Raw genomic sequence first — 20,061 nt, 5'->3', positions numbered from 1 at the left:
GTGAAAAATATGGCCGTAAATTCTTTAATGGTAGAAAAAAAACGTGATACACCAATTATTATTGTTATCGTATTTTTACTTTCATTTTTTTTAAATCAATCTAATGTGCTATTTGGGATCAATTTATCGCTTTCTGATTTTTTAATTCTAGGTTTAGTGGTTAGTTTGATCATAAAAAAGGAACTAAAATTACCACTTACACATATTATGGTATTTAGTGCTTTTTCAATCTTAATTTTATTTCATTCCTTGTTTATCATCCCTAATCAATACATGATTGTAGCTGATCCAGTAGCCACACTGATCGATTATACAAAACTGTTAGTTGTTTTCCTTTATTACATCATTGGATTTAATCTTTCCCGCTTAAAATTAACAGTAGTTTTTCTAAAAGGCTTTCTAGTTGGAGCGGTTGGAATTGGTTTCTTGGGTATCCTGATTTCATTTGTTCAAATTCCTTACTTATCTTCGATCATGTTGTTTGGAGAAAGCCGATTGATCGGTTTTATGAATGATCCAAATTTTTTCGCAGTAATTCAATGTTGTGCGTTAAGTATTCTGTTAAGAATGAAACCTATAAATATGGTCGTTCGAATTGGATCAATTGGGATCATTGTTTTATCAATCATCAGCTCCGGTTCAAAGTCTGCGATTATTTTAATCGCTCTTTACAGCGTATATTTTCTGATCGTTAAAGCAGTAGAAATAAAAAAAACAACTCCATTGAAAGTTGTTAGTTTATTGTTCTTGATCTTAGGGCTTTCAGTTATTGCTCCAACTCTTTTGAGTTACTCAGATAGTTTGATGGCAATGATCATTGATCGATTTCCCACTTTTTCAAGAGTTGAATTATTGTTTACTGACTTCTCCTCGGCCGTTTCTGATGGAGGATCTGGAAGAGCGCAAGTTTGGGAGACAGCGCTACACATGATTGGAACTGCTCCATTATTAGGAGTCGGATTAGGAAATTATATTACAATTGCCGACCAATCTATTGATGTCCCAAGTGTTGCACATAATACGTATCTTCAGCTCGCTGCTGAATGGGGAATCGTGTTGACTGTTTTCTTCTTTATATATGTAGGATCAACTCTGATTCATAATAAGAAAAATAATTCTAAAAATGATCAAGATGATCAAATTAGACAAATTATTCGAGATATATTGATTATCTTTTTAATTGCTTCAATCTCGTTATCATTGAACAATGCTCGAATATTTTGGTTGGTATTAGGAATAAGCGTCTTTCAAACAAAATACAACTATCAAGGTACTCAGTCAGGCAAGGGGGAGGATCAGTATGAAAGTATCCGTGATAATGGGCATTTATAATTGTGAAAAGACATTAAAAGAAAGTCTTGATTCACTTCTAAACCAATCGTATAAATCTTTTGAAATCATATTATGTGATGATGGTTCAAAGGATAATACCTTACAGATTGCAAAAGATTATTTAAAAAAATATCCAGAAAAAATACGATTGATCCAAAATGAAACAAATAAAGGATTAGCGTATTCGCTGAACAGGTGTATTGATATTTCAAATGGCGAATATATCGCACGAATGGATGCAGATGATATTTCTTATAAAAATAGACTAGAAAAACAAATGAACTATTTAGAGTCTCATCCAGAATGCGCATTAGTTGGTAGTCATGTTTTTCTATTTAATGATAAAGGGGTTTGGGGAATCCGAAAAACAAAAAGTGATCCTTTAAAAAAAGATTTTTTATTTGGATCACAGTTTGTTCATCCAACGATCGTCATCAAAAAAGCTATCCTTAATCAAGTTGGCAATTACACTGTTTCGAAAGCCACATTAAGAGCAGAAGATTATGATTTATTTATGCGATTATATGCTGCTGGATTTAGAGGGCATAATTTGCAAGAAGTCTTACTCAACTATAGAGAAGATGCCACAGCATTTAAAAGAAGAGCTTATAAATTCAGATTAGATGAAGCTAAGGTGCGGTATAACGGTTTCAAAAAAATGAAGCTCATGCCATTAGGATTGCTTTATGTCATCAAACCTTTAATCGTAGGACTAATCCCACAAAGAATACTGACTTTATTACGGCATCAAGGTTTAGATAGCAATCAGGATGATGAAGCAACCCGCCCAATTGTCAAATAATCATCACTTTTAAGAAAGGAGACTACTATGGTTGCTGTGTCTATTATTATGCCAATCTACAATGTCATGGATACATTAGAGAAATCCATTCAAAGTCTGTTGAACCAAACCTGCAAGGATTTTGAATTGATCCTAGTTAATGATGGATCAACAGATAGTTCGGGCCGTATCTGTGATGAATTTCAAAAAAAAGATAATCGGATATTGGTCATTCACCAAGAAAATACCGGATCTGGATTTGCTCGAAACGCCGGTCTTGATCAAGCAGTTGGAGAGTATATTTACTTTTCTGATCCCGATGATTACGTAGAAGCTGATTTGATTAAAGAAAATTTAAAAATTGCTTTAGAGAATCAAGCAAATATGGTCGTCTTTGGGTATTATGAAGAAATAATTTCAAATGGAAAAATTAAACAGACTAAAGAGCTTCCGGATTTATCTGTGTTAGCTACAAAAGAAGATTTCAGGAAAAGTTTTCGAGTATTTCAAAAATTAAATTCTAATATAATATGGAACAAGTTTTATAGACATCGTTATTTACTTGAAAATAATTGCCGCTTTACTGGCCAAAGAGTAGGACAGGATGCTTTGTTCAACCATCTAGTTTATCGCGATTTAGAGTCTGTCTATTTTAATCCGGTTCCTTATTATCATTACGTAACACGAATTGGATCAGCTATGAACCGTTACCACTCAGATCGCTTTCTTTTAGAATACGTTATTGCAGAACAATTTGAAAAATTGTTGGTGCATTGGCAATATGAACAAATCTATCACGATTTAATTAGTTTAGCTTACTGGAGTACTCTATACGTAGAGTTAAATAATTTAGTTTTAAAAGATTGCCCCCTTAACAACCACCAGAAGGAACAACGCATGGTAGCAATTTTACACCACCCCAAAATTCAAGAAATATTATTTTCCCTAAATTCAGGATTAGAAGAAAAACCTCATATTCAGTTATTGATTTTTTTGCTAAAAAACGCTAAATATCAACTAGTGTTAAGAGTAATAAGAGCTAAAAATCAATTAAGCAATAACTATTATCATGTATTTGAGCTATTAAAAAGATAGCAAGACTTTAATGGGCTGAATAAATCACTTCAATTTAGTGAATAAGGTATTTATTCTGCAAAGCTGAGTCGATAAGATCGAGGTGCTAAAAATGACATCAAGTGTTGCGAAAAATTTATTTTATCAGTCACTATTTCAAGGAATTAGGATTTTAATGCCTGTCGTTACTATTCCAATTATCTCTAAAGCATTGGGTGCACAAGGAATTGGGATTTATTCTTTTACTAATTCGATAGCTGAGTACTTTATCTTACTATCCGGCTTAGGCATCACATTGTATGGAAATCGTGAAATTGCAATGGTTAGAGATGATAAGGAAAAGTTGAAACAAACTTTTTCTGAACTGGTTAGCTTGAAATTAGCGACAACGATTGTTTCATTTATCCTTTATTCAGTTGTTGTGCTAGTTTTTTTTCAAAGAGACCTACTCTATTATTTGATTCAATCGCTGCACATTATAGCCGTTTTGTTTGATATTTCTTGGTTTTTTATGGGGATAGAAGATTTTAAAAAAGTGAGTTTAAGCAACTTAGCTGTTCAAACAATGGTGTTTTTTGGGATTTTGTTTTTTATCAACGACTATGATGATTTACCTTTATATTTGCTGTTTCAATCCTTCGGGAATCTTCTTTCCCAATTAGTGATGTGGAGCTTTGTTTATAAAAAAATTTCTATCCAGCTGGTACCTATTAAGCAAATGACGAGGCATTTGCTTCCGATGGTAGCGTATTTCTTCCCTCAAATTGCCGTGATTTTTTATACTACATTAAGTAAAACGATTTTAGGCATCTTGGAGAGCCCAACAGCTGTTGGGATCTATACAAACACACTTAACCTGAGTACGATCATCATTACGATGATTTCAACTATTAATTTAGTAATGCTCCCGAAAATGAGTAATCTATTTTCAAAAAATAAAATTGATGAAATAAATAAAACCCTCCACAGCTTGATCCATGCTCAAATGTTTATTTCTATACCAGCAGCTTTTGGTGTAAGTGCGCTAGCCGCAACAATGGTCCCTTGGTTTTTTGGTAGTGACTTCGAAATATTAAAAATTTATATTCCTATTATTGCACCAGTCATTATTATCATGCCGATAGGGATAGCCATTAGTAACCAATACTTGTTGCCAAGAGGGAATACAAAAATTTATGCTTATTCTACCTTTGGTGGTGCAGCAATCAGTATTATATTGAATTTTTCTTTGATCCCAATCTTAGGTGTTATAGGATCGATCATAACAAGTTTATTAGTAGAAACATTTGTTACTGTTTTTAGATTAATTTATTTAAACAGACAGACTAAGTTCACATTTGATATAGTTTTGATTTTAAAAATGGTTGCTTCAGCGGTAATAATGGCAGTCACCATTAAATTGACTACTAACGGAATGGACGATGATTTTATAACGACATTAATTCAAATTACAATTGGAGGAGTAACTTATGGAGGTTGTTCAATAGCTCTAAAAGTTCCTTATTTGAAAGATCTATTTGTACTGTTAAAAGGAAAAATTTATCATTTTAAGAGATACAAAGTCAAAAATTAAGTTGGAATATTTTGGCAGATAAAAACTAGAGTCGCATACTTAAGGCACTTAGAAAATAAAGTTTACGAGGAGGAACATAAGATGATGAATACGATTGGAATGGCAGACCTTTATAAAATGATAAAGAAACGTTGGTGGGTAATTGTACTGGTAAGTGTAGTGGGAATTGCACTTACAACGATATTGACGAATTATGTACTTATTCCTCAATATGCTACTACAACTCAGCTTTTAGTTAGTAGAAAAAATGTAAACACGCAATCAATAGAAATAGGGGAAATTGAAACCAATATTCAAATGATCAATACGTACCGAGATATCATAGAAGACCCGGTGGTTATTGATAAAGTAATAAATGAGTTAGGGAACACGTTGACTGGGGTTGAGCTGCAAAAAAAAATTGAAATTATTACCCAAGAAGATTCCCAAATTTTTGGTATAAAAGTGACAGACACAAATCCAAATCGTGCTGCTGAGATTGCCAATCTTGTAGCAGCTACATTCCAAGAAAATATAGACGGTATCATTAATGTTGAAAATGTCGCAATTCTTTCAAAAGCTAAGGCAAACGCTGCTCCTGTTTCACCTAATCTAATGTTAAATCAAGTAGTAGGTGTATTGGTTGGTTTTCTACTAGGTTTGATCTTATCTATTATTTTAGAAACGAGAGATAAGAAAGTACATGATGAAAAAATTATTACTGAAAAACTAGGTTGGATCCATTTAGGAAATATCACCGAAATGACACTAAGAGAAGTAGCTGAAGAAGAAAAAAAACAGGTCGTTACAGTAGCGACAAATCACTCTAAAAAAGTTTTGGGAGGAGATTAATTATGTTTAAAAAAATAATAAATAACAACCAATACGAAGGGAAAAGTTTGATCACGTTAAAAGATCCTTCCTCTTTTATTTCAGAAGAATTTCGAACACTTAGGACCAATATCCAGTTTTCTATGATCGATAAAGAATTAAAAACCTTAATGGTCACTTCTTCAAGACAAGGAGAAGGGAAATCTACAATTGCAGCTAATTTAGCAGTTGTCTTTGCTTCTCAAGGGGACAAGGTACTACTTGTAGATGCAGATATGCGTAATCCGTCGCTACACAAATTATTTAAAGTACGCAATCAACAAGGTCTGACTAGTATTTTGACTGCTAAGAATAGACAATTAAATGATCTTGTATACAAAACAAGTCAAGAAAATTTAGTGCTACTGACTAGTGGGATCATACCCCCAAACCCTTCAGAATTGTTGTCTTCTCAACGAATGACGCAATTTATCGAAGCCGTAAAAACCGAGTATGATCTGATTATCTTTGATTTACCACCCATTAATATCGTGACTGATGCACAAGTTATGGGAAACAAAACAGATGGAACGGTATTTGTCATTCGCAAAGAAGTTGCTGATTTAAGTGATATCTTAAAAGCTAAAGAGCTATTAAACTTAGTACATGCGAACGTCATAGGTGCTATATTCAACAGTAAAGAACGCATAAAAGGTTTGAAATATGGGTATTATGCTAAAGACAAAGAATCAGATAGTATCTACTAAAGATAATGTGAAAATCAAGTCAACTTTTTGTGAATTTAAAAAAATTGAGGTGATTGAAATGGTTCGAACAATTCTAAACAAAAAAGGTTTTTATATGCTCTTAGATAGTTTAGTGATCCTTTTAGCAGGTGTGATAGCTTATTTCTTTCTAAATCCTTATGTTGCCCTCCCGGTATTCTCTTACGTGTTCATGATAGTTTTTGGGATAGCAGGTTACAGTATCTTAGCTAGTTATTCAGGCATATGTGCTACCCTTTATCGTTACACAAGCATCAAGGACATGCTGATTATTTTTATTTCGATAACCATATCTTTCGGAGTAACGACGACTCTATCTATACTGCTGTTAGAACAAATGAGTTTTAGATATATCTTGTTAGTCTACCTTATTTCTTTGTTACTCGTTAGTAGTGGGCACATCGTTTTTAGAATTTTCCATGAATATAAGACAACTACCCCTCCAGAAAAAAAATTGGTCAAGGGAATTCGTACATTAGTCGTTGGTGCTGGAGATGGCGGGAATTTATTTATAAAAAATATTCAAAAAAATTCAACAGAGATAAAAGTGGTGGGTATCGTTGATGACAATAAAACTAAGCATGGCATGAGGCTCTATGGCATTCCTATTCTAGGAAATACTATCGATATCCCACTTTTTACAAAAAAATTGAATATCGAACAAATAACAGTTGCTATTCCTTCTCTAAAACCCAAACAACTCGAAGAAATATTGGAAATTTGTAATGAAATCGATCTACCAGTGAATTTAATGCCATCGATCGAAGATGTGATGAATGGAAAACTTACGGTCAGCCGCTTCCGAGAAATCGATGTCGTCGACTTGTTGGGCAGGGATGAAGTAACGTTAGATACAAAACAAATCTCTGAAGATCTAATTGGCAAGACGATTTTAGTCAGCGGGGCTGGCGGATCTATTGGCTCAGAAATTTGTCGGATCATTGCTGATTTTTCACCAAAAAAAATCATTTTATTAGGGCATGGTGAAAATTCGATCTATCAGATCCATCGCGAGTTGAATAAAAAATTTGTTGGGAAAATCGAGATCACTCCTGTTATAGCGGATGTCCAAAATAGACGAAGAATGTTTGATATTATGGAAATCTATAAACCAGATATCGTTTATCATGCAGCAGCTCACAAGCATGTCCCGATGATGGAATTGAATACATTTGAAGCTTTGAGAAACAATGTTTTTGGCACGAAAAATATAGCTGAAGCAGCTAAAGCGGCTAAAGTGGGCACCTTTATCATGATTTCTACTGACAAAGCCGTTAATCCTCCTAATGTTATGGGTGCAACAAAACGGATCGCCGAAATGATCGTGACAAGTTTAAATGAAGAAGGAGAAGGAAAAACGAATTTTGCAGCTGTTCGATTTGGAAATGTGCTTGGCAGTCGTGGCAGTGTAGTTCCACTTTTTAAAGAGCAAATCAAAGCTGGAGGTCCTGTGACGGTAACCGACTTTAGGATGACGCGCTACTTCATGACTATCCCAGAAGCAAGTCGTTTAGTGATCCAAGCTGGAACCTTAGCAAAAGGCGGAGAAATTTTTGTATTAGATATGGGGAAACCTGTTAAAATCGTTGACTTAGCTAAAAAAGTGATCAAATTAAGCGGCTTTAGTAGTGATGAGATCACAGTAGTCGAAACAGGCATTCGCCCAGGAGAAAAGCTGTATGAAGAATTACTGATTGCTAGTGAAAATACTGGTGAAAAAGTATACGATAAAATATTTGTAGGAAAAGCTGCAAAACGTTCTATGGAAGAAGTAATGTTATTTTTAAAAACAGTAGAAGGATGCACGGAAGCTTCATTAAAAGACCAATTGATTGCATTTGCTAAGGCTCATCAAAAAGCAGCTTAAAGCGATAATTGATAGACGAATAGTTAAATCAGAAAGGGAAAAATATGGAATAGACTGACGATCCATGATGCTGTCTGGGAAGGAGGAACAGTTGATGTTATCGATTATTGTTCCTGTTCACAATGTTGAAAATGTATTAAGCCACTGTTTGAATAGCTTGAGATTCCAATCCTATCGGAATATCGAAATCATTTTAATCAATGAAGGATCCTCAGATAAGAGTGGTACGATATGTGACCGCTTTGCGCGAGTTGATTCTCGATTTAAAGTACTCCATAAAAAAGTTGAAAATATTTCTGAAGCCTTAAATATTGGGCTAGGGATGGCTAAAGGAGAATTTATTAGTTTTATTGATCCGGTTGATCGGATGGATGGGCTCATGTTTGAAAAATTAATCTTAACAATCATTAGAAATAAAGCAGATATGGTCATAGCTAATTACGGAGAAGAGTTGGATATAAATAAAAAAGAAATAATTGAATCTTCTGAAACAGTCATTTGGACAAAAGAAACGGCCTTAAATAAGATCATCGATCAATTTCAGCTCAAAAGTTTTTTATGTAACAAACTGTATACCATAGATTTATTCCGTTCTGAACCTATGCTTGAATTTGATTTAACATTGGATACATTTGGAGATCTAGTGATGTCAGTCCAATGTATTTTAAAAAGCGAAAAAATTATTTACGATCCTAATTTACATTATCACTATATTGCCTATAGGCATGCATCTTTTTTTAACGGGCTTACAAAAGAAAAACTTTCTGGGCCAAAAGGACTGTTGAAAGTCATTGAGTTAACGAAGGATGTAAACAATTTTGATGTCTCTATCATAAAAGAACAACATGTCAATTATTCAATCCAATTATTGATGCATCTTTTAGATGAGGACAATCAAAATCGTCAGTTAATTGATGGAGCGAGGCAAATGCTGTATCATTTTTCATTAAATGAGCTGAGAAGCCAAAAAGTTAAAACGTCTTGTTTATTGGCTAGAAATATGACATTTTTTTATTTTAATATTTGGAAAATGAAGAGTGGCTGATCCATTTGATCAACTGTAACTATATTTTTTTTATATCAAAATACAATAATAATGCTAGTAGACCCAGTTATTCAAGCCTTATACTTATAGATGAAAATAAAAGAGGGGTTGAACTATTTTGGAAACTAATCAAAAAGAAATCGTTATAATTGGAGCTGGTCCAGGAGGCTATGTTGCGGCAATCAGAGCAGCACAATTAGGACGAAAAGTAACCATCATTGAAAAAGAATTTATCGGTGGGGTATGTTTAAATGTCGGTTGCATACCTTCTAAAGCATTGATCACTGCTGGACATCACTTTTACAATATACAGCATTCTGAAACATTTGGTGTCACAGCTTCAAAGGTTTCGTTGGATATTATAAAAATGCAAAAATGGAAAGAGACTAAAGTAGTAAATAGGTTAACAAGTGGTATTGAAGCTTTACTGAAAAAAAATAAAGTAGAAATTATTCACGGAACAGCTATTTTTAAAGATAGAAATCATTTGATTGTTGAAACGAAAGAAGGCTCTCAAGATATCGCGTTCAAAAATGTGGTGATCGCTACAGGAAGTTCACCACTTGAAATTGCTGAGGTTCCAATGGTCGGACGCGTTTTAGATACAACTGGCGGATTAAGTATAAAAGAAATTCCCAAACATTTAGTGATCATCGGTGGCGGGTATATTTCTAGTCAATTAGCATTTGCCTTCAGTAATTTTGGTTCTAAAGTAACGATTCTTGAAAAAGAAGCTAGTATCATCAACTTTTTTGACGAGGATATAGTGAAATTAGTTAAGAAAAATTATGCAGACAAGGGTGTTGATGTTATAGAAAGTGTTGAAATCATTAAATCGATGCAAACAGATGAAATAGTGATGATTACTTATATAAAAGACGGTAAAGAAGAAACAATTAAATCTGACTTTGTTTTAGTTTCGGCAGGTCGAGTACCTAATACAATTAAATTAAATTTAGAAGCAGCTGGTGTCAAACGATTAGAAAACGGCAGAATTGATGTGGATGCTTCATTGAGAACTAATGTAGAAGGCATTTATGCTATTGGTGATATCACTCCAGGTCCAGCATTTGCGCATAAAGCAAGTCATGATGCAAAAGTCGTGGCAGAAGTTATTTCGGGTAAAGAAGCAGTGGTGAATTATAAAACGTTGCCGATTGCTGCTTATACTGAACCTGAAATCGCAAAAGTGGGCTTAGCAGCAGACGAAGTGAGAGGCAATAAAGACTACAAAGTCAGTAAGTTTTCGTTAGCAGGTAATGGTCGTGCACTATCTCTAAATGCAAATGAAGGATTTATTCGCATGATTACCGAAGAAAAAACAGGTAAAATTGCTGGAGCACAAGTTGTTGGTGTAAGTGCTGGAGATGTTATTGCTGAATTAGCATTAGCTATTGAGTTAGAAATGATTGCCGAAGATATTTCATTAACGATCCACGCACATCCATCAATTGCAGAATCAGTAATGGATACAGCTGAATTAGCCCTGGGGTTACCTATCCACATATGAAGCAATAAGCTAATGGCTTATAAGTAAAGGAAACCCTTTACTTACAAGCTTTTTTGTATTTAAATGATAGTAAAGCAAAAGATGGCAGATATATAAAGGGTGATAACATGTCTGAACAAATGAAAAATGCTTACCCAGTAAGTTGGATTGGGCTTAAACCAGCTCGTTTTAGAAAATACAGAACTTGGATCAATGCTGTTAAACCAGGAATATGTGGTACTTATGTAGGTGCAGTGATTCTACATGATGCTTTTAACCAAAAGTACGGCATCGATTTATCTAAAGAAAAATTGATCACCGGATTAAAGACGATCATTGATGATACCTTTGTTTACAAAGGTACATTTCCTTGGGATGTTTGGCATGGTTTGAATTGGGTATTAAAAGGAAACCAGGATTTTAAAGTGAAAATGCACTTTGTTCCTGAACGAAAAGTAGTAGCTTTATTAAACAGAAAGAAACCTATCCCAGTTGCAGTCGGCACAGCAACTTTATTTGGCAGCCCTTATAAAAATCATTGGCTAGTCGTTTATGCTTATGGATACAATGAGGAGGGGAAGCTGTTTTTTAAAGCTTATGATAATCACGGGAGATATAAAGCAATTATACCAGCATCACAAACAATTGGTTGTGTATGGATAGAAGCAACAGTCTAAAAATTTCATTTAGCATTTGCCATTTGCATTTGAATAAGTGCACAACAGGCCTTAGTTCGAGTAGCTCAAATGATAACTAAAAAAAGCCCTCAATCTTATGAAGGAAATTCTTCATAAGATTGAGGGCTTTTGAATAGATTAAGTTTTATTCGACTGTTACACTCTTAGCTAGGTTTCTTGGTTTATCAACGTCATTTCCACGGTGTAAACTTGTATAGTAAGCAATCAATTGAGTTGGTACTACACTCACTAATGGAGTCAATAGGGGGTGTACTTTTGGCAATACATATGCATCCCCAGGTTGGTCTAAACCATCTAAAGAAATGATCATGCTGTGTGCGCCACGAGAGATAACTTCTTGTGCATTTCCACGAGTATGGCCAGCTGTTGTTGGATCAGTAATGATCGAAATAACAGGAGTACCTTCTTCAATCAATGCGATCGTTCCGTGTTTTAATTCTCCAGCTGCGAAGCCTTCAGTTTGAACATATGAAACTTCTTTTAATTTAAGAGCAGCTTCCATCACAACATAGTAATCAATACTACGTCCGATGTAAAAGGCGTTACGACTAGTGCTTAAATGTGTAACAGATAATTGTTCGAAAATCTCTTTTTCATCAATGATCGATTCAATTGCTGTAGCTGCAATACCTAATTCGTGTGCAATGTCTAAATCCAGAGCAAACCCTTTTTTGCGGCCTGCAAGTTCTCCAAGTATAGCAAGAACGGCAATTTGTGCTGTATAAGCTTTTGTTGAAGCAACAGCAATTTCTGGACCTGCATGTAATAACAAGGTATATTTTGCTTCTCTAGAAAGAGTTGATCCTGGTGCATTTGTTAAAGTTAGAGAAGGGTGGCCTAAAGCATTGATTTTTACTAGCACCTGACGGCTGTCAGCTGTTTCTCCACTTTGAGATAAGAAAATGAAGAATGGTTTTTCAGTTAATAAAGGCATATTGTAGCCGAATTCGCTAGATATATGAACTTCTGTTGGAATATTCGTTAAGTTTTCAATAATCTGTTTGCCGACCCAACCAGCATTGTAGCTTGTACCACAAGCCACGACATAAATACGATCACTAGCTGTCATTTCTTCAAGAATAGCTGCATCGATCTCTAATTCGCCATTATCATGTTGATAATTTTGAACGATTTTACGAATAACGGCAGGTTGTTCATCAATTTCTTTTATCATGTAATGAGGGTAAGTACCTTTGCTTAAATCATTTAAATCTAGTAATGCAGTGTATGGAGCACGAATGATCACATCGCCAGCTAATGTTTCAATTTTGATATCGTCTACTGTTAAAGTAGCGATTTCGCCATCCATCAGTTCGATAAATTGATTCGTTTCTTGGATCATTGCCATAGCGTCGCTACAGATAACATTAAAGCCGTCTCCTGTGCCTAATAACAAAGGACTCTTATTTTTCGCTGCAAAAATGACATCAGGTTTTTCATTATCAATTAAAGCTAGTGCATAAGAACCTTTCAAGGCAACAATTGCTTTTCTGAAAGCATCGATTGTATCTAAACCTTCTTCTTCAGCATACCATGCAATCAATTGAACAATAATTTCAGTGTCTGTATCACTGTGTAACATAGTATCTGTAAGAAAAGCATCTCTTACAGCCTTGTAGTTTTCAATTACTCCGTTATGCACGATTGTAAAACGACCGCTAGTTGATTGATGAGGGTGAGCATTTTCGATACTTGGTACGCCATGAGTAGCCCAACGAGTATGTCCAATACCTGTTTTTGCAGGAACGTTATGGTCTACTTTTTCTCTTAAAGCAGCAATACGTCCTTTCTCTTTAAATAAGTGTCCTTCATTTTGATCATCCATCACATAAATACCAGCAGAGTCATATCCACGGTATTCTAACTTATCAAGCCCTTGTAATAAAATATCTTTTGCATCTTGTCTTCCAATATAGCCTACGATTCCGCACATTTTTAAATTCCTACTTTCTTTTTCTTTATAGTGTTACATAGTGAAGTTAACTTCTTAAATTTTATCATCCAGGAAGAGTAAAGAATACTTAGGTTGATTTTTTTGGTGTAATTAAAATTGGTATAGACATCAAAAAAAATTTTTAATCTATCAAGCAGGTTAATAATAAAGGAATGAAAAAGAAATGTCAACGATTTTGTATGAAGTGGTCTAATGGTCTATATCAGTTGGGAAATAGTGTTTTTAAAGACAATGTCAACTGATTTGAATCAACAATGAAATGTTAGCGATGCTCTTGATAAATAGCATGTTACTAAACGTAATGTTGCATTTTTTGTAACCGAATACAAATGGAAATTACTTTAATGTAACAAAAAAATTTGGAGGAGAAGATACTGTATAATAAAGCGAATGTTTTTCTTTTATCCAACTAATTACAAAAAAACAGGGGTCGAGCTAAAGATCCTCGACCTCTGTTTTTCATTTGATAGACGCTTTATTTCGAACTTCTGCTAATTTTTCGGTAACCATATTGATCACTTTTTCAGCATCCTCTAATTTCTCTAAGTCATACTGATTGATATCAATAATGAGCGTTTCACTTTTATCATACTCGTTAAACCAGCCGTCATATTGACCGTGAAGATGAGTATAATAGTCTAATAAACCTTTGTTTCCATCAATTTGTTCAAAAGTACGGCCACGTTTTTCGATCCTGTTTAAAACAGTATCTAAAGAACCGCGTAAATAGATCAAAAGATCCGGAGATTTTTTAGGCATATTGTCAAGTTCTTCCATCATATTGTCCAATAAGTCTAAATAAGTATCCATCTCAGCATCGCTCATGTTTCCTTCTTCATAATTGATACGAGTGAATAAAGCATCTTCATAAATAGAACGATCCAATACGTTATTTTCGTGTTTAAAAGCTGCCTTTATGCTTCTGAAACGAGTATTTAAAAAATAAATCTGTAAGGAAAAAGCCCATCGTTCAGGATTTTCATAAAAATTTTCTAAAATCCGATTATCATCGACACTTTCATAGAAAGGTTCACTTCCTAATGCGTCTGAAATAAATTTTGTATAGGTACTTTTTCCAGCACCAATCATACCAGCTAAAACAATCACAGCTTTATTTTCCCCTTCCATATAACGGTCACACTCCTATCAAAGACCGATGTCCTTTTCTGGTTTCTTTTCGAATGCTAGTATACCATATTTTAAGGTGTCAGTTCTGTGAATTTTCTAAACCATATGGCTAAGATATTCAGGAAAATAATTTTTGATATGTTTTTGGACCGACAATGCCGTCAGGTAGAAGGTCATAAGTGGTCTGGAATTTTTTGACTGCTTGAACTGTTTTAGGTCCAAAAAAATTATCTGGGTTATACATCAAGTAGTTTTTTTTACTTAATAAAAAGACTTGGACGGCATAGACATCCCATCCGGTCGATCCACTTTTTAGGATCCTCATTTTAGAAGCCGTTTTAGGTCCCCAAAAGCCATCTATTTTAGAACCAACTTCTTTTTGGACTAGTTTTATTAAGACTTGTTTTGTTACTGTTCCAAAGAGTCCATCTTGCTTGATGCCAAGTTTTTTTTGAACTAGTTTGATCAGTTCGATTTGAGAGGTTGCAGCTGCTTTTGGTTGTTCTATCGAAATGATCAGTCTTTGGCCAATCAGTATCGTTTCAGAGGACAAGTTGTTGATCATTTTTAGCCAAGTAAGGGTAGTATGATACTTTTTGGCGATACCCCATAAAGAATCGCCTTTTAAAACACTGTGGTATAAATGATGCGGCTCAGAAGAGTTGGGAATAGGTATAAGGGTAGTTTGATCGGTAAAACCTAAATCTTTAGAAAATTGTTCAAGTGAAATATTCTGCTGCGAAAGGTAAGCATCAGGATCTGTGTGGTTAGTGCCTCCTAAATTACTAGAAATCCAATGGTGGGTTTTGATACCTTTAGAAGCGAGAGTAGTACCAGAATTTAACGTGTTAGGGATACCCGCTTCAGCTGCCAGTTTTTGTAAAAGCCAAACATAAGCCTGATAATCTTTTTGGAACCAATCCAAGTTTGATGTCCGAGCTAACTCTACTTGGGCATATGCATGTGGGTTTGCATTTTCCCCTGCACCATATTGCATTTTTCCTGACTGAGCAATTTGGATGATCCTTCCGCCGCCACCGACCCAATGACTTGTGAAGGCGCCATTTGCTTGAGCTTGTCGTTTCATATAAGCTACCTCGTTTTCTAAAGAAAGCGGACCACTATTTTTGGCGTTGCCAGATTCATGAGCGATGATCAGACTAGCACTGATCAAATTTTTTTGAGTGATCGGCAATAGTTGCTGTTCAATCGGATATTTCATTTGTATTCCTCCTTTGAAAAATAAAATGGGATAAGACTTTTGTCTCATCCCATTTGTATATTCGAATAATTAGTCTACCTAACTTTTGTCACATTCTATTCTGCTTCGAAGATATCATCTACGACTCGCTCAACGTAGCGTGCGCCTACCACAGTAGCGTAGGGATTAGCACCCTCGATTTGAAACATATTTAATGAGATGATGGAATTCATTGCTTGCTGAGCTTTTTCTGTTGTTAAGTTAAGGATCGGATCCTTCACGCTCATCGTTTTTGTTTTTCCTAAACTTGTTCCAAATCTTAATTCTAGTGATTTTGCCATACTATTTTCCTCCTTTAATGGTCAAACTGAGTAAAGATAACGTGCTTTTAGTGCTTAACGAGTATAGGTATATTCTTCCACCATGACTGTTTCTAAATAAGGGAAACTAGTTAAAGATTCTAAAGCAGCTGTAAAGCCTTCAACTTGTTCAGGAGTGACATTGTTGATCGTATTAGAATAGCCGCGTGATAGTATTTTTTCATTTGCAGCATCTTCAAAATGTACTTCGATTGACCCTTTTGTCCATTCTTTTTGCATAATTAATTCCTCCTTGTAAAATAAGTTGCTGTGTAAGTTTTTTGTCATGACGTCTTACACTTTTAATAACGTCTAGAAAGCAAAGAGTGTTACCTAGTATTGGAAAAGTGAAGAAAATAACACAAAATCGATAAATTTTTTTTGAATTCAACCAAATGATAGTGCTTTTTAGTTTGATAACGATTACAATTGTTATACATATAAAAAAGGGTGATGGAAGTGAGGATGCATGCTTGAAAGATTCCTTTATTCAAGATAACTGTTTTTTCAATAAAATGACTTGGAACCGTGAAGTAGAGGATATAATTTGTAATTTCTTAGAAGAATTGCAGCATCAAAGAGAGAATCGTTTACAAGAAAATTATTTTGATGAAGAAGAATTAGTTGATACTATTATGACAAACATATCAGAAAAAATGAGCACAACAACGAATACGATAGAGGAATGGCTGAAAAGGAGTATCGAGCAAAATCAAATTCTGCTCAATTACCATACATTTTATGTGATGGATATTAGTCAGCATTCATCAACACCGTTCAATACGATCGTTTTTCAGTCCGATCTATACCCACTTAAGACCAAAGAAACGTCAAAGGATCTAATGCAACGTTTTATTGATCATAAAGGTGTTCCGTATGAAAAAATACGATTGATCAGCCAATCGATGGGCTTTCATTATAAAATCCCTTACGTATTAGGCGAATTAGTCTTTATACCTGAAAAAAGTTCACTGAAGGGGACCAGCAGCTGGTTTGCGTTGCATCATGTCAGTCGATATGAAGTGGTCGAGCGATCAAATACTATCCGTTTATATTTTAAGAACCAGTCAAATATCAGTGTAATGACTAAACGAACGTGTTTTTTGAGTCAAGCAAAAAAAGGGACCGCATTAAGTTTTTGTCAACAGCTATTTGCAGAAGAGATGGTGCTTGATAAAAACACTGGACAAAATCTGTTTAATTTTAAAGAAACCGAACTATTCCTTAACCAAATTGACCCATCAACACTAAGACGATATGCACTTTTCATCCGAAGTCAGTGCAATGATCTTAAAACAATCATAAAAAAGCAGTCCTTAATAGCACTCTTAGGTGAGGAACATCCTAGTTTAAATGACATTCTGCTTACATTTTCAAATGAATAAAAGCTACTTTTTCTTGCAGAATGCAATTTATTTATGTAAAATAAAAAAAGCGTTCTTTATTTAGGATTTTTATAGCGATTATGATTTTCAAATCAGACGAATGAATATGGAGGTCCTTATGAATTTAAAGAAACTAGTGCAACTATATATTTTGAGTCAAAACGTTGGTAGTCCAATCTTCATTTCTGACATTATGCAATACATAGAAGAGCATGCTGACGAAGATAAAGATCACCAACAAATAAGAAAAAATGTGAATGTAATTTTAATGAGAATGGTAAAAAAAGACAAGTGTTTAAAGCGTTTTGGAACGGGTGTCTATTATCGTGACGACACAGATCAGACAGAAGAATCAGGTATTGATAGTGTCGAGTTGATCGAGAGAACTTATGTAGAGGACAAAATAGGGAATGTCTATGGCTATTTAACAGGTGAAGCTTATTTACATAAGCTAGGATTGATTGGAAATAATCCAAGCGAGATCGTCATAGCAACAAATGAAAAGCGGAATGGGAATGTTGAATCGGCTGATATGAACTTTAAGTTGGTCAATCCTCCGACAACTGTAACGAATGAAAATTATAATTATTTGCAAATATTGGACCTAATAAAAAATGATTTGATCAAAGGAGACAATATTCAATATAACTATACACTGACTCATCATATGAATAAATATCATTTAGAGGCGGATAAACTTATTGCATTTGCCGTTGATTTTTACAGTCAAAAAGTCGTCCTTAAAGTTGCTGAATTTATTAACAATAAAGTGTATTTAGAAGAACAAAAAGATGAGATCATTATTACAATAGAATCTACCAAGAAAAACAAATAAGATGAGACGATCATAAGTGAAACGGATGAAAATGAGTGACCCTTTAAAAAAGTTAAACCGTCGGAAGAAAAGATTCCGACTTTTTTTATTGTTCAACATATGATAAAATGTTCATATGAATAAAAATGGATATGAAAGGAGAATACAGTACATGTTAAATAACGATAAAGATGTATTGCTAGATGACGAGACTCTTGCAACGGTTAGCAAAATTTTTAAAGTATTAAGTGATCCTACGCGACTCTCAATCCTGTATCTACTAGAAAGTAAAGAAATAAACGTGGGAACATTGGCTTCGATTCTATCCATTGAGCAATCTGCGATCTCTCATCAGTTAAAGATTTTGAAAGCTGCTCGTTTAGTAAAGTCTAGAAGAGTAGGAAAAATGATGCTCTACAGTCAAACAGATGATCATGTTCACAGTATTCTAAAACAAGTAATTTTGCACTCGCAGGAAGAAAATCAATAGGTTTTATGATGAGGAGGAATCAAAATGAACAATTATACTGTTCAGGGATTACATTGTGCTAATTGTACTAAAATTATGGAAGCTAAATTGCACCAACTAAAAAATGGTGATACTATCCGTTTAAATTATGCTACTAGTCAGATATATCTTCCAGAAGAAATCGATCTCAAAGCTGTCAAAAAGATTTTATTATCTGATAAAATACAAATTTTAGAAAATGATGCAACCGACCGGAAATCGGGTTTTGAAAAGGAACAGGCCCAACACCATTCAGTAAGAGAAATCACAAAAAAGCATCATCATCATTCTCATGATCATCCTGTTACCGGCAGTAGTAAAGCAGTCAAAAATATAAAATTTGTTTTTATTTTAAATCTAACATTTTCAGTAGTTGAATTTATTTTGGGAGCCCTATTTAATAGTGCAGCTATCTTATCTGATGCCGTCCATGATTTAGGCGATTCTTTGTCTATCGGATCAGCTTTATTTTTTCAAAATTTTTCTGCGAAAGAAGCAAATGAGCGTTACAGTTTTGGACATAGGCGTTTTTCACTTCTGGGTGCATTGATCACCTCGATCATCTTAATAGGGGGATCTATTTTAGTTATCATGAATAGTATTCCATTGTTGTTTGATCCTCAGCCTGTCAATTCAAGAGGGATGTTTTGGCTTTCAATAGTAGCAATTGGAATCAATGGTTATGCCGCATGGTTGATCAGCAAGGGTACATCGAAAAATGAAAAAGTACTCAACTTGCATATGTTAGAAGATGTTTTAGGTTGGGTAGGTGTTTTAATTGTCAGCATCGCGTTAGAGTATACCAATTGGTTTATTTTAGACCCAATCTTATCACTAGTGATAGCGAGTTATATTTTATCGAAAGCCATTCCAAATTTTTTAGAAAGTGCAGCAGTTTTTCTTGAAGTTGTGCCAACAGGAGTTGATATGAAAGCATTAGAAGACAAAATAAAGTTCATTCCAGATGTTCATGCCGTTTCACATTTGCACATGTGGTCGATCGATGGAGAAGAAAATGCTCTGGTAGTTACAGTCTATCTCGACTCAGAGGATACCCAAAAACAAGAACAAGTTAAAGAAGATATTCGCTACTTAATCAAAGATGCAAATGTGACTCACTCTACTATTGAAATCGTTGTTGACGAAGAATTTTTCATCCAATAAAAAAGTTGTACTTATTTCATACTACAAACAAAGGCGTATGTGTAAAATAGTTCTCGAGATGATTTTATTTTTTACTAGCAAAAAGAAAGAAGGAGTTCTATCATAAATGTATGCT

General features: G+C 34.4%; 19 protein-coding genes. 14 read left to right on the top strand and 5 right to left on the bottom strand.

Features of this window, described 5'->3' with window-relative positions:
• Positions 1-9: 9 nt before the first annotated feature.
• The 10 genes from J7E16_RS00095 (at position 10) to J7E16_RS00050 (ending at position 11,412) form a co-directional block, all read left to right on the top strand.
• On the top strand, positions 10-1,332 hold the full coding sequence (locus J7E16_RS00095; RefSeq protein WP_214887297.1) for an O-antigen ligase family protein: 1,323 nt from the start codon (positions 10-12) through the stop codon (positions 1,330-1,332).
• A complete protein-coding gene (locus J7E16_RS00090) occupies positions 1,301-2,134 on the top strand; it encodes a glycosyltransferase family 2 protein (RefSeq protein ID WP_214887295.1) in 834 nt (277 codons plus the stop codon). Before J7E16_RS00095 ends, J7E16_RS00090 begins: the two co-directional genes overlap by 32 nt.
• Positions 2,135-2,161: 27 nt before the next feature.
• A complete protein-coding gene (locus tag J7E16_RS00085; protein WP_214887293.1) occupies positions 2,162-3,208 on the top strand; it encodes a glycosyltransferase family 2 protein in 1,047 nt (348 codons plus the stop codon).
• Positions 3,209-3,299: 91 nt separating this feature from the next.
• A complete protein-coding gene (locus J7E16_RS00080) occupies positions 3,300-4,760 on the top strand; it encodes an oligosaccharide flippase family protein (protein ID WP_214887291.1) in 1,461 nt (486 codons plus the stop codon).
• Between the two features lie 81 nt (positions 4,761-4,841).
• Positions 4,842-5,591 carry a YveK family protein gene (locus tag J7E16_RS00075; RefSeq protein WP_214887289.1) on the top strand — a complete coding sequence of 250 codons (750 nt, stop codon included), beginning with the start codon at positions 4,842-4,844 and terminating at the stop codon, positions 5,589-5,591.
• A gap of 2 nt (positions 5,592-5,593) precedes the next feature.
• Positions 5,594-6,316, top strand: a complete 723-nt coding sequence (locus J7E16_RS00070; RefSeq protein WP_214887287.1) for a CpsD/CapB family tyrosine-protein kinase — start codon at positions 5,594-5,596, stop codon at positions 6,314-6,316.
• A 58-nt stretch (positions 6,317-6,374) separates the two neighbouring features.
• On the top strand, positions 6,375-8,201 hold the full coding sequence (locus J7E16_RS00065) for a polysaccharide biosynthesis protein (protein WP_214887285.1): 1,827 nt from the start codon (positions 6,375-6,377) through the stop codon (positions 8,199-8,201).
• A gap of 94 nt (positions 8,202-8,295) precedes the next feature.
• Complete coding sequence (locus tag J7E16_RS00060) at positions 8,296-9,246, top strand: glycosyltransferase family 2 protein (protein ID WP_214887283.1); 951 nt, start codon at positions 8,296-8,298, stop codon at positions 9,244-9,246.
• 118 nt (positions 9,247-9,364) lie between these two features.
• Positions 9,365-10,756, top strand: a complete 1,392-nt coding sequence (lpdA, locus tag J7E16_RS00055; protein ID WP_214887281.1) for a dihydrolipoyl dehydrogenase — start codon at positions 9,365-9,367, stop codon at positions 10,754-10,756.
• 107 nt (positions 10,757-10,863) lie between these two features.
• Positions 10,864-11,412 (top strand): dihydrolipoamide dehydrogenase, encoded by a 549-nt coding sequence (locus tag J7E16_RS00050; protein WP_214887280.1) that lies wholly within the window; start codon positions 10,864-10,866, stop codon positions 11,410-11,412.
• 145 nt (positions 11,413-11,557) lie between these two features.
• Here the strand turns inward: J7E16_RS00050 and glmS are convergent, their stop codons facing one another.
• The 5 genes from glmS to J7E16_RS00025 all read right to left on the bottom strand — a co-directional run bounded on the left by glmS (position 11,558) and on the right by J7E16_RS00025 (position 16,315).
• Positions 11,558-13,366, bottom strand: a complete 1,809-nt coding sequence (gene glmS, locus J7E16_RS00045) for a glutamine--fructose-6-phosphate transaminase (isomerizing) (protein WP_214887279.1) — start codon at positions 13,364-13,366, stop codon at positions 11,558-11,560.
• A 480-nt stretch (positions 13,367-13,846) separates the two neighbouring features.
• A complete protein-coding gene (locus J7E16_RS00040) occupies positions 13,847-14,515 on the bottom strand; it encodes a deoxynucleoside kinase (RefSeq protein ID WP_214887278.1) in 669 nt (222 codons plus the stop codon).
• 118 nt (positions 14,516-14,633) lie between these two features.
• The gene (locus J7E16_RS00035; RefSeq protein ID WP_214887277.1) at positions 14,634-15,737 is read right to left on the bottom strand and encodes a peptidoglycan-binding protein; all 1,104 of its coding nucleotides are present in this window, start codon (positions 15,735-15,737) and stop codon (positions 14,634-14,636) included.
• Between the two features lie 95 nt (positions 15,738-15,832).
• Positions 15,833-16,057 (bottom strand): DUF2922 domain-containing protein, encoded by a 225-nt coding sequence (locus tag J7E16_RS00030; protein ID WP_034545192.1) that lies wholly within the window; start codon positions 16,055-16,057, stop codon positions 15,833-15,835.
• A gap of 54 nt (positions 16,058-16,111) precedes the next feature.
• Complete coding sequence (locus tag J7E16_RS00025; protein ID WP_214887276.1) at positions 16,112-16,315, bottom strand: DUF1659 domain-containing protein; 204 nt, start codon at positions 16,313-16,315, stop codon at positions 16,112-16,114.
• A gap of 233 nt (positions 16,316-16,548) precedes the next feature.
• On the opposite strand from J7E16_RS00025, the gene J7E16_RS00020 reads away from it, so the two are divergent.
• From J7E16_RS00020 to J7E16_RS00005, 4 genes are all read left to right on the top strand, one after another.
• Positions 16,549-17,460: a competence protein ComK gene (locus J7E16_RS00020; protein WP_214887275.1), complete on the top strand. Its 912-nt coding sequence runs from the start codon at positions 16,549-16,551 to the stop codon at positions 17,458-17,460.
• 118 nt (positions 17,461-17,578) lie between these two features.
• Positions 17,579-18,295, top strand: a complete 717-nt coding sequence (locus J7E16_RS00015) for a hypothetical protein (protein WP_214887274.1) — start codon at positions 17,579-17,581, stop codon at positions 18,293-18,295.
• A 151-nt stretch (positions 18,296-18,446) separates the two neighbouring features.
• Positions 18,447-18,764 (top strand): ArsR/SmtB family transcription factor, encoded by a 318-nt coding sequence (locus J7E16_RS00010; RefSeq protein ID WP_214887273.1) that lies wholly within the window; start codon positions 18,447-18,449, stop codon positions 18,762-18,764.
• A 24-nt stretch (positions 18,765-18,788) separates the two neighbouring features.
• The gene (locus tag J7E16_RS00005; RefSeq protein ID WP_251005987.1) at positions 18,789-19,946 is read left to right on the top strand and encodes a cation diffusion facilitator family transporter; all 1,158 of its coding nucleotides are present in this window, start codon (positions 18,789-18,791) and stop codon (positions 19,944-19,946) included.
• Positions 19,947-20,061 lie beyond the last annotated feature (115 nt).

The sequence above is a fragment of the Carnobacterium sp. ISL-102 genome (genome assembly GCF_018612935.1).
Classification (GTDB): domain Bacteria; phylum Bacillota; class Bacilli; order Lactobacillales; family Carnobacteriaceae; genus Carnobacterium_B; species Carnobacterium_B alterfunditum.
Note: the sequence above shows the minus strand (reverse complement) of the source record. Positions and strands in the feature narration are given on the sequence as shown.

Coding starts and splice junctions, on each gene's coding strand:
- J7E16_RS00065 (WP_214887285.1), top strand. CDS start 6,375: ATGGTTCGAACAATTCTAAACAAAAAAGGTTTTTATATGCTCTTAGAT.
- J7E16_RS00025 (WP_214887276.1), bottom strand. CDS start 16,315: ATGCAAAAAGAATGGACAAAAGGGTCAATCGAAGTACATTTTGAAGAT.
- J7E16_RS00035 (WP_214887277.1), bottom strand. CDS start 15,737: ATGAAATATCCGATTGAACAGCAACTATTGCCGATCACTCAAAAAAAT.
- J7E16_RS00050 (WP_214887280.1), top strand. CDS start 10,864: ATGTCTGAACAAATGAAAAATGCTTACCCAGTAAGTTGGATTGGGCTT.
- J7E16_RS00090 (WP_214887295.1), top strand. CDS start 1,301: ATGAAAGTATCCGTGATAATGGGCATTTATAATTGTGAAAAGACATTA.
- J7E16_RS00005 (WP_251005987.1), top strand. CDS start 18,789: ATGAACAATTATACTGTTCAGGGATTACATTGTGCTAATTGTACTAAA.
- J7E16_RS00075 (WP_214887289.1), top strand. CDS start 4,842: ATGATGAATACGATTGGAATGGCAGACCTTTATAAAATGATAAAGAAA.
- J7E16_RS00030 (WP_034545192.1), bottom strand. CDS start 16,057: ATGGCAAAATCACTAGAATTAAGATTTGGAACAAGTTTAGGAAAAACA.
- J7E16_RS00095 (WP_214887297.1), top strand. CDS start 10: ATGGCCGTAAATTCTTTAATGGTAGAAAAAAAACGTGATACACCAATT.
- J7E16_RS00010 (WP_214887273.1), top strand. CDS start 18,447: ATGTTAAATAACGATAAAGATGTATTGCTAGATGACGAGACTCTTGCA.
- J7E16_RS00015 (WP_214887274.1), top strand. CDS start 17,579: ATGAATTTAAAGAAACTAGTGCAACTATATATTTTGAGTCAAAACGTT.
- J7E16_RS00040 (WP_214887278.1), bottom strand. CDS start 14,515: ATGGAAGGGGAAAATAAAGCTGTGATTGTTTTAGCTGGTATGATTGGT.
- J7E16_RS00080 (WP_214887291.1), top strand. CDS start 3,300: ATGACATCAAGTGTTGCGAAAAATTTATTTTATCAGTCACTATTTCAA.
- J7E16_RS00070 (WP_214887287.1), top strand. CDS start 5,594: ATGTTTAAAAAAATAATAAATAACAACCAATACGAAGGGAAAAGTTTG.
- J7E16_RS00060 (WP_214887283.1), top strand. CDS start 8,296: ATGTTATCGATTATTGTTCCTGTTCACAATGTTGAAAATGTATTAAGC.
- J7E16_RS00085 (WP_214887293.1), top strand. CDS start 2,162: ATGGTTGCTGTGTCTATTATTATGCCAATCTACAATGTCATGGATACA.
- glmS (WP_214887279.1), bottom strand. CDS start 13,366: ATGTGCGGAATCGTAGGCTATATTGGAAGACAAGATGCAAAAGATATT.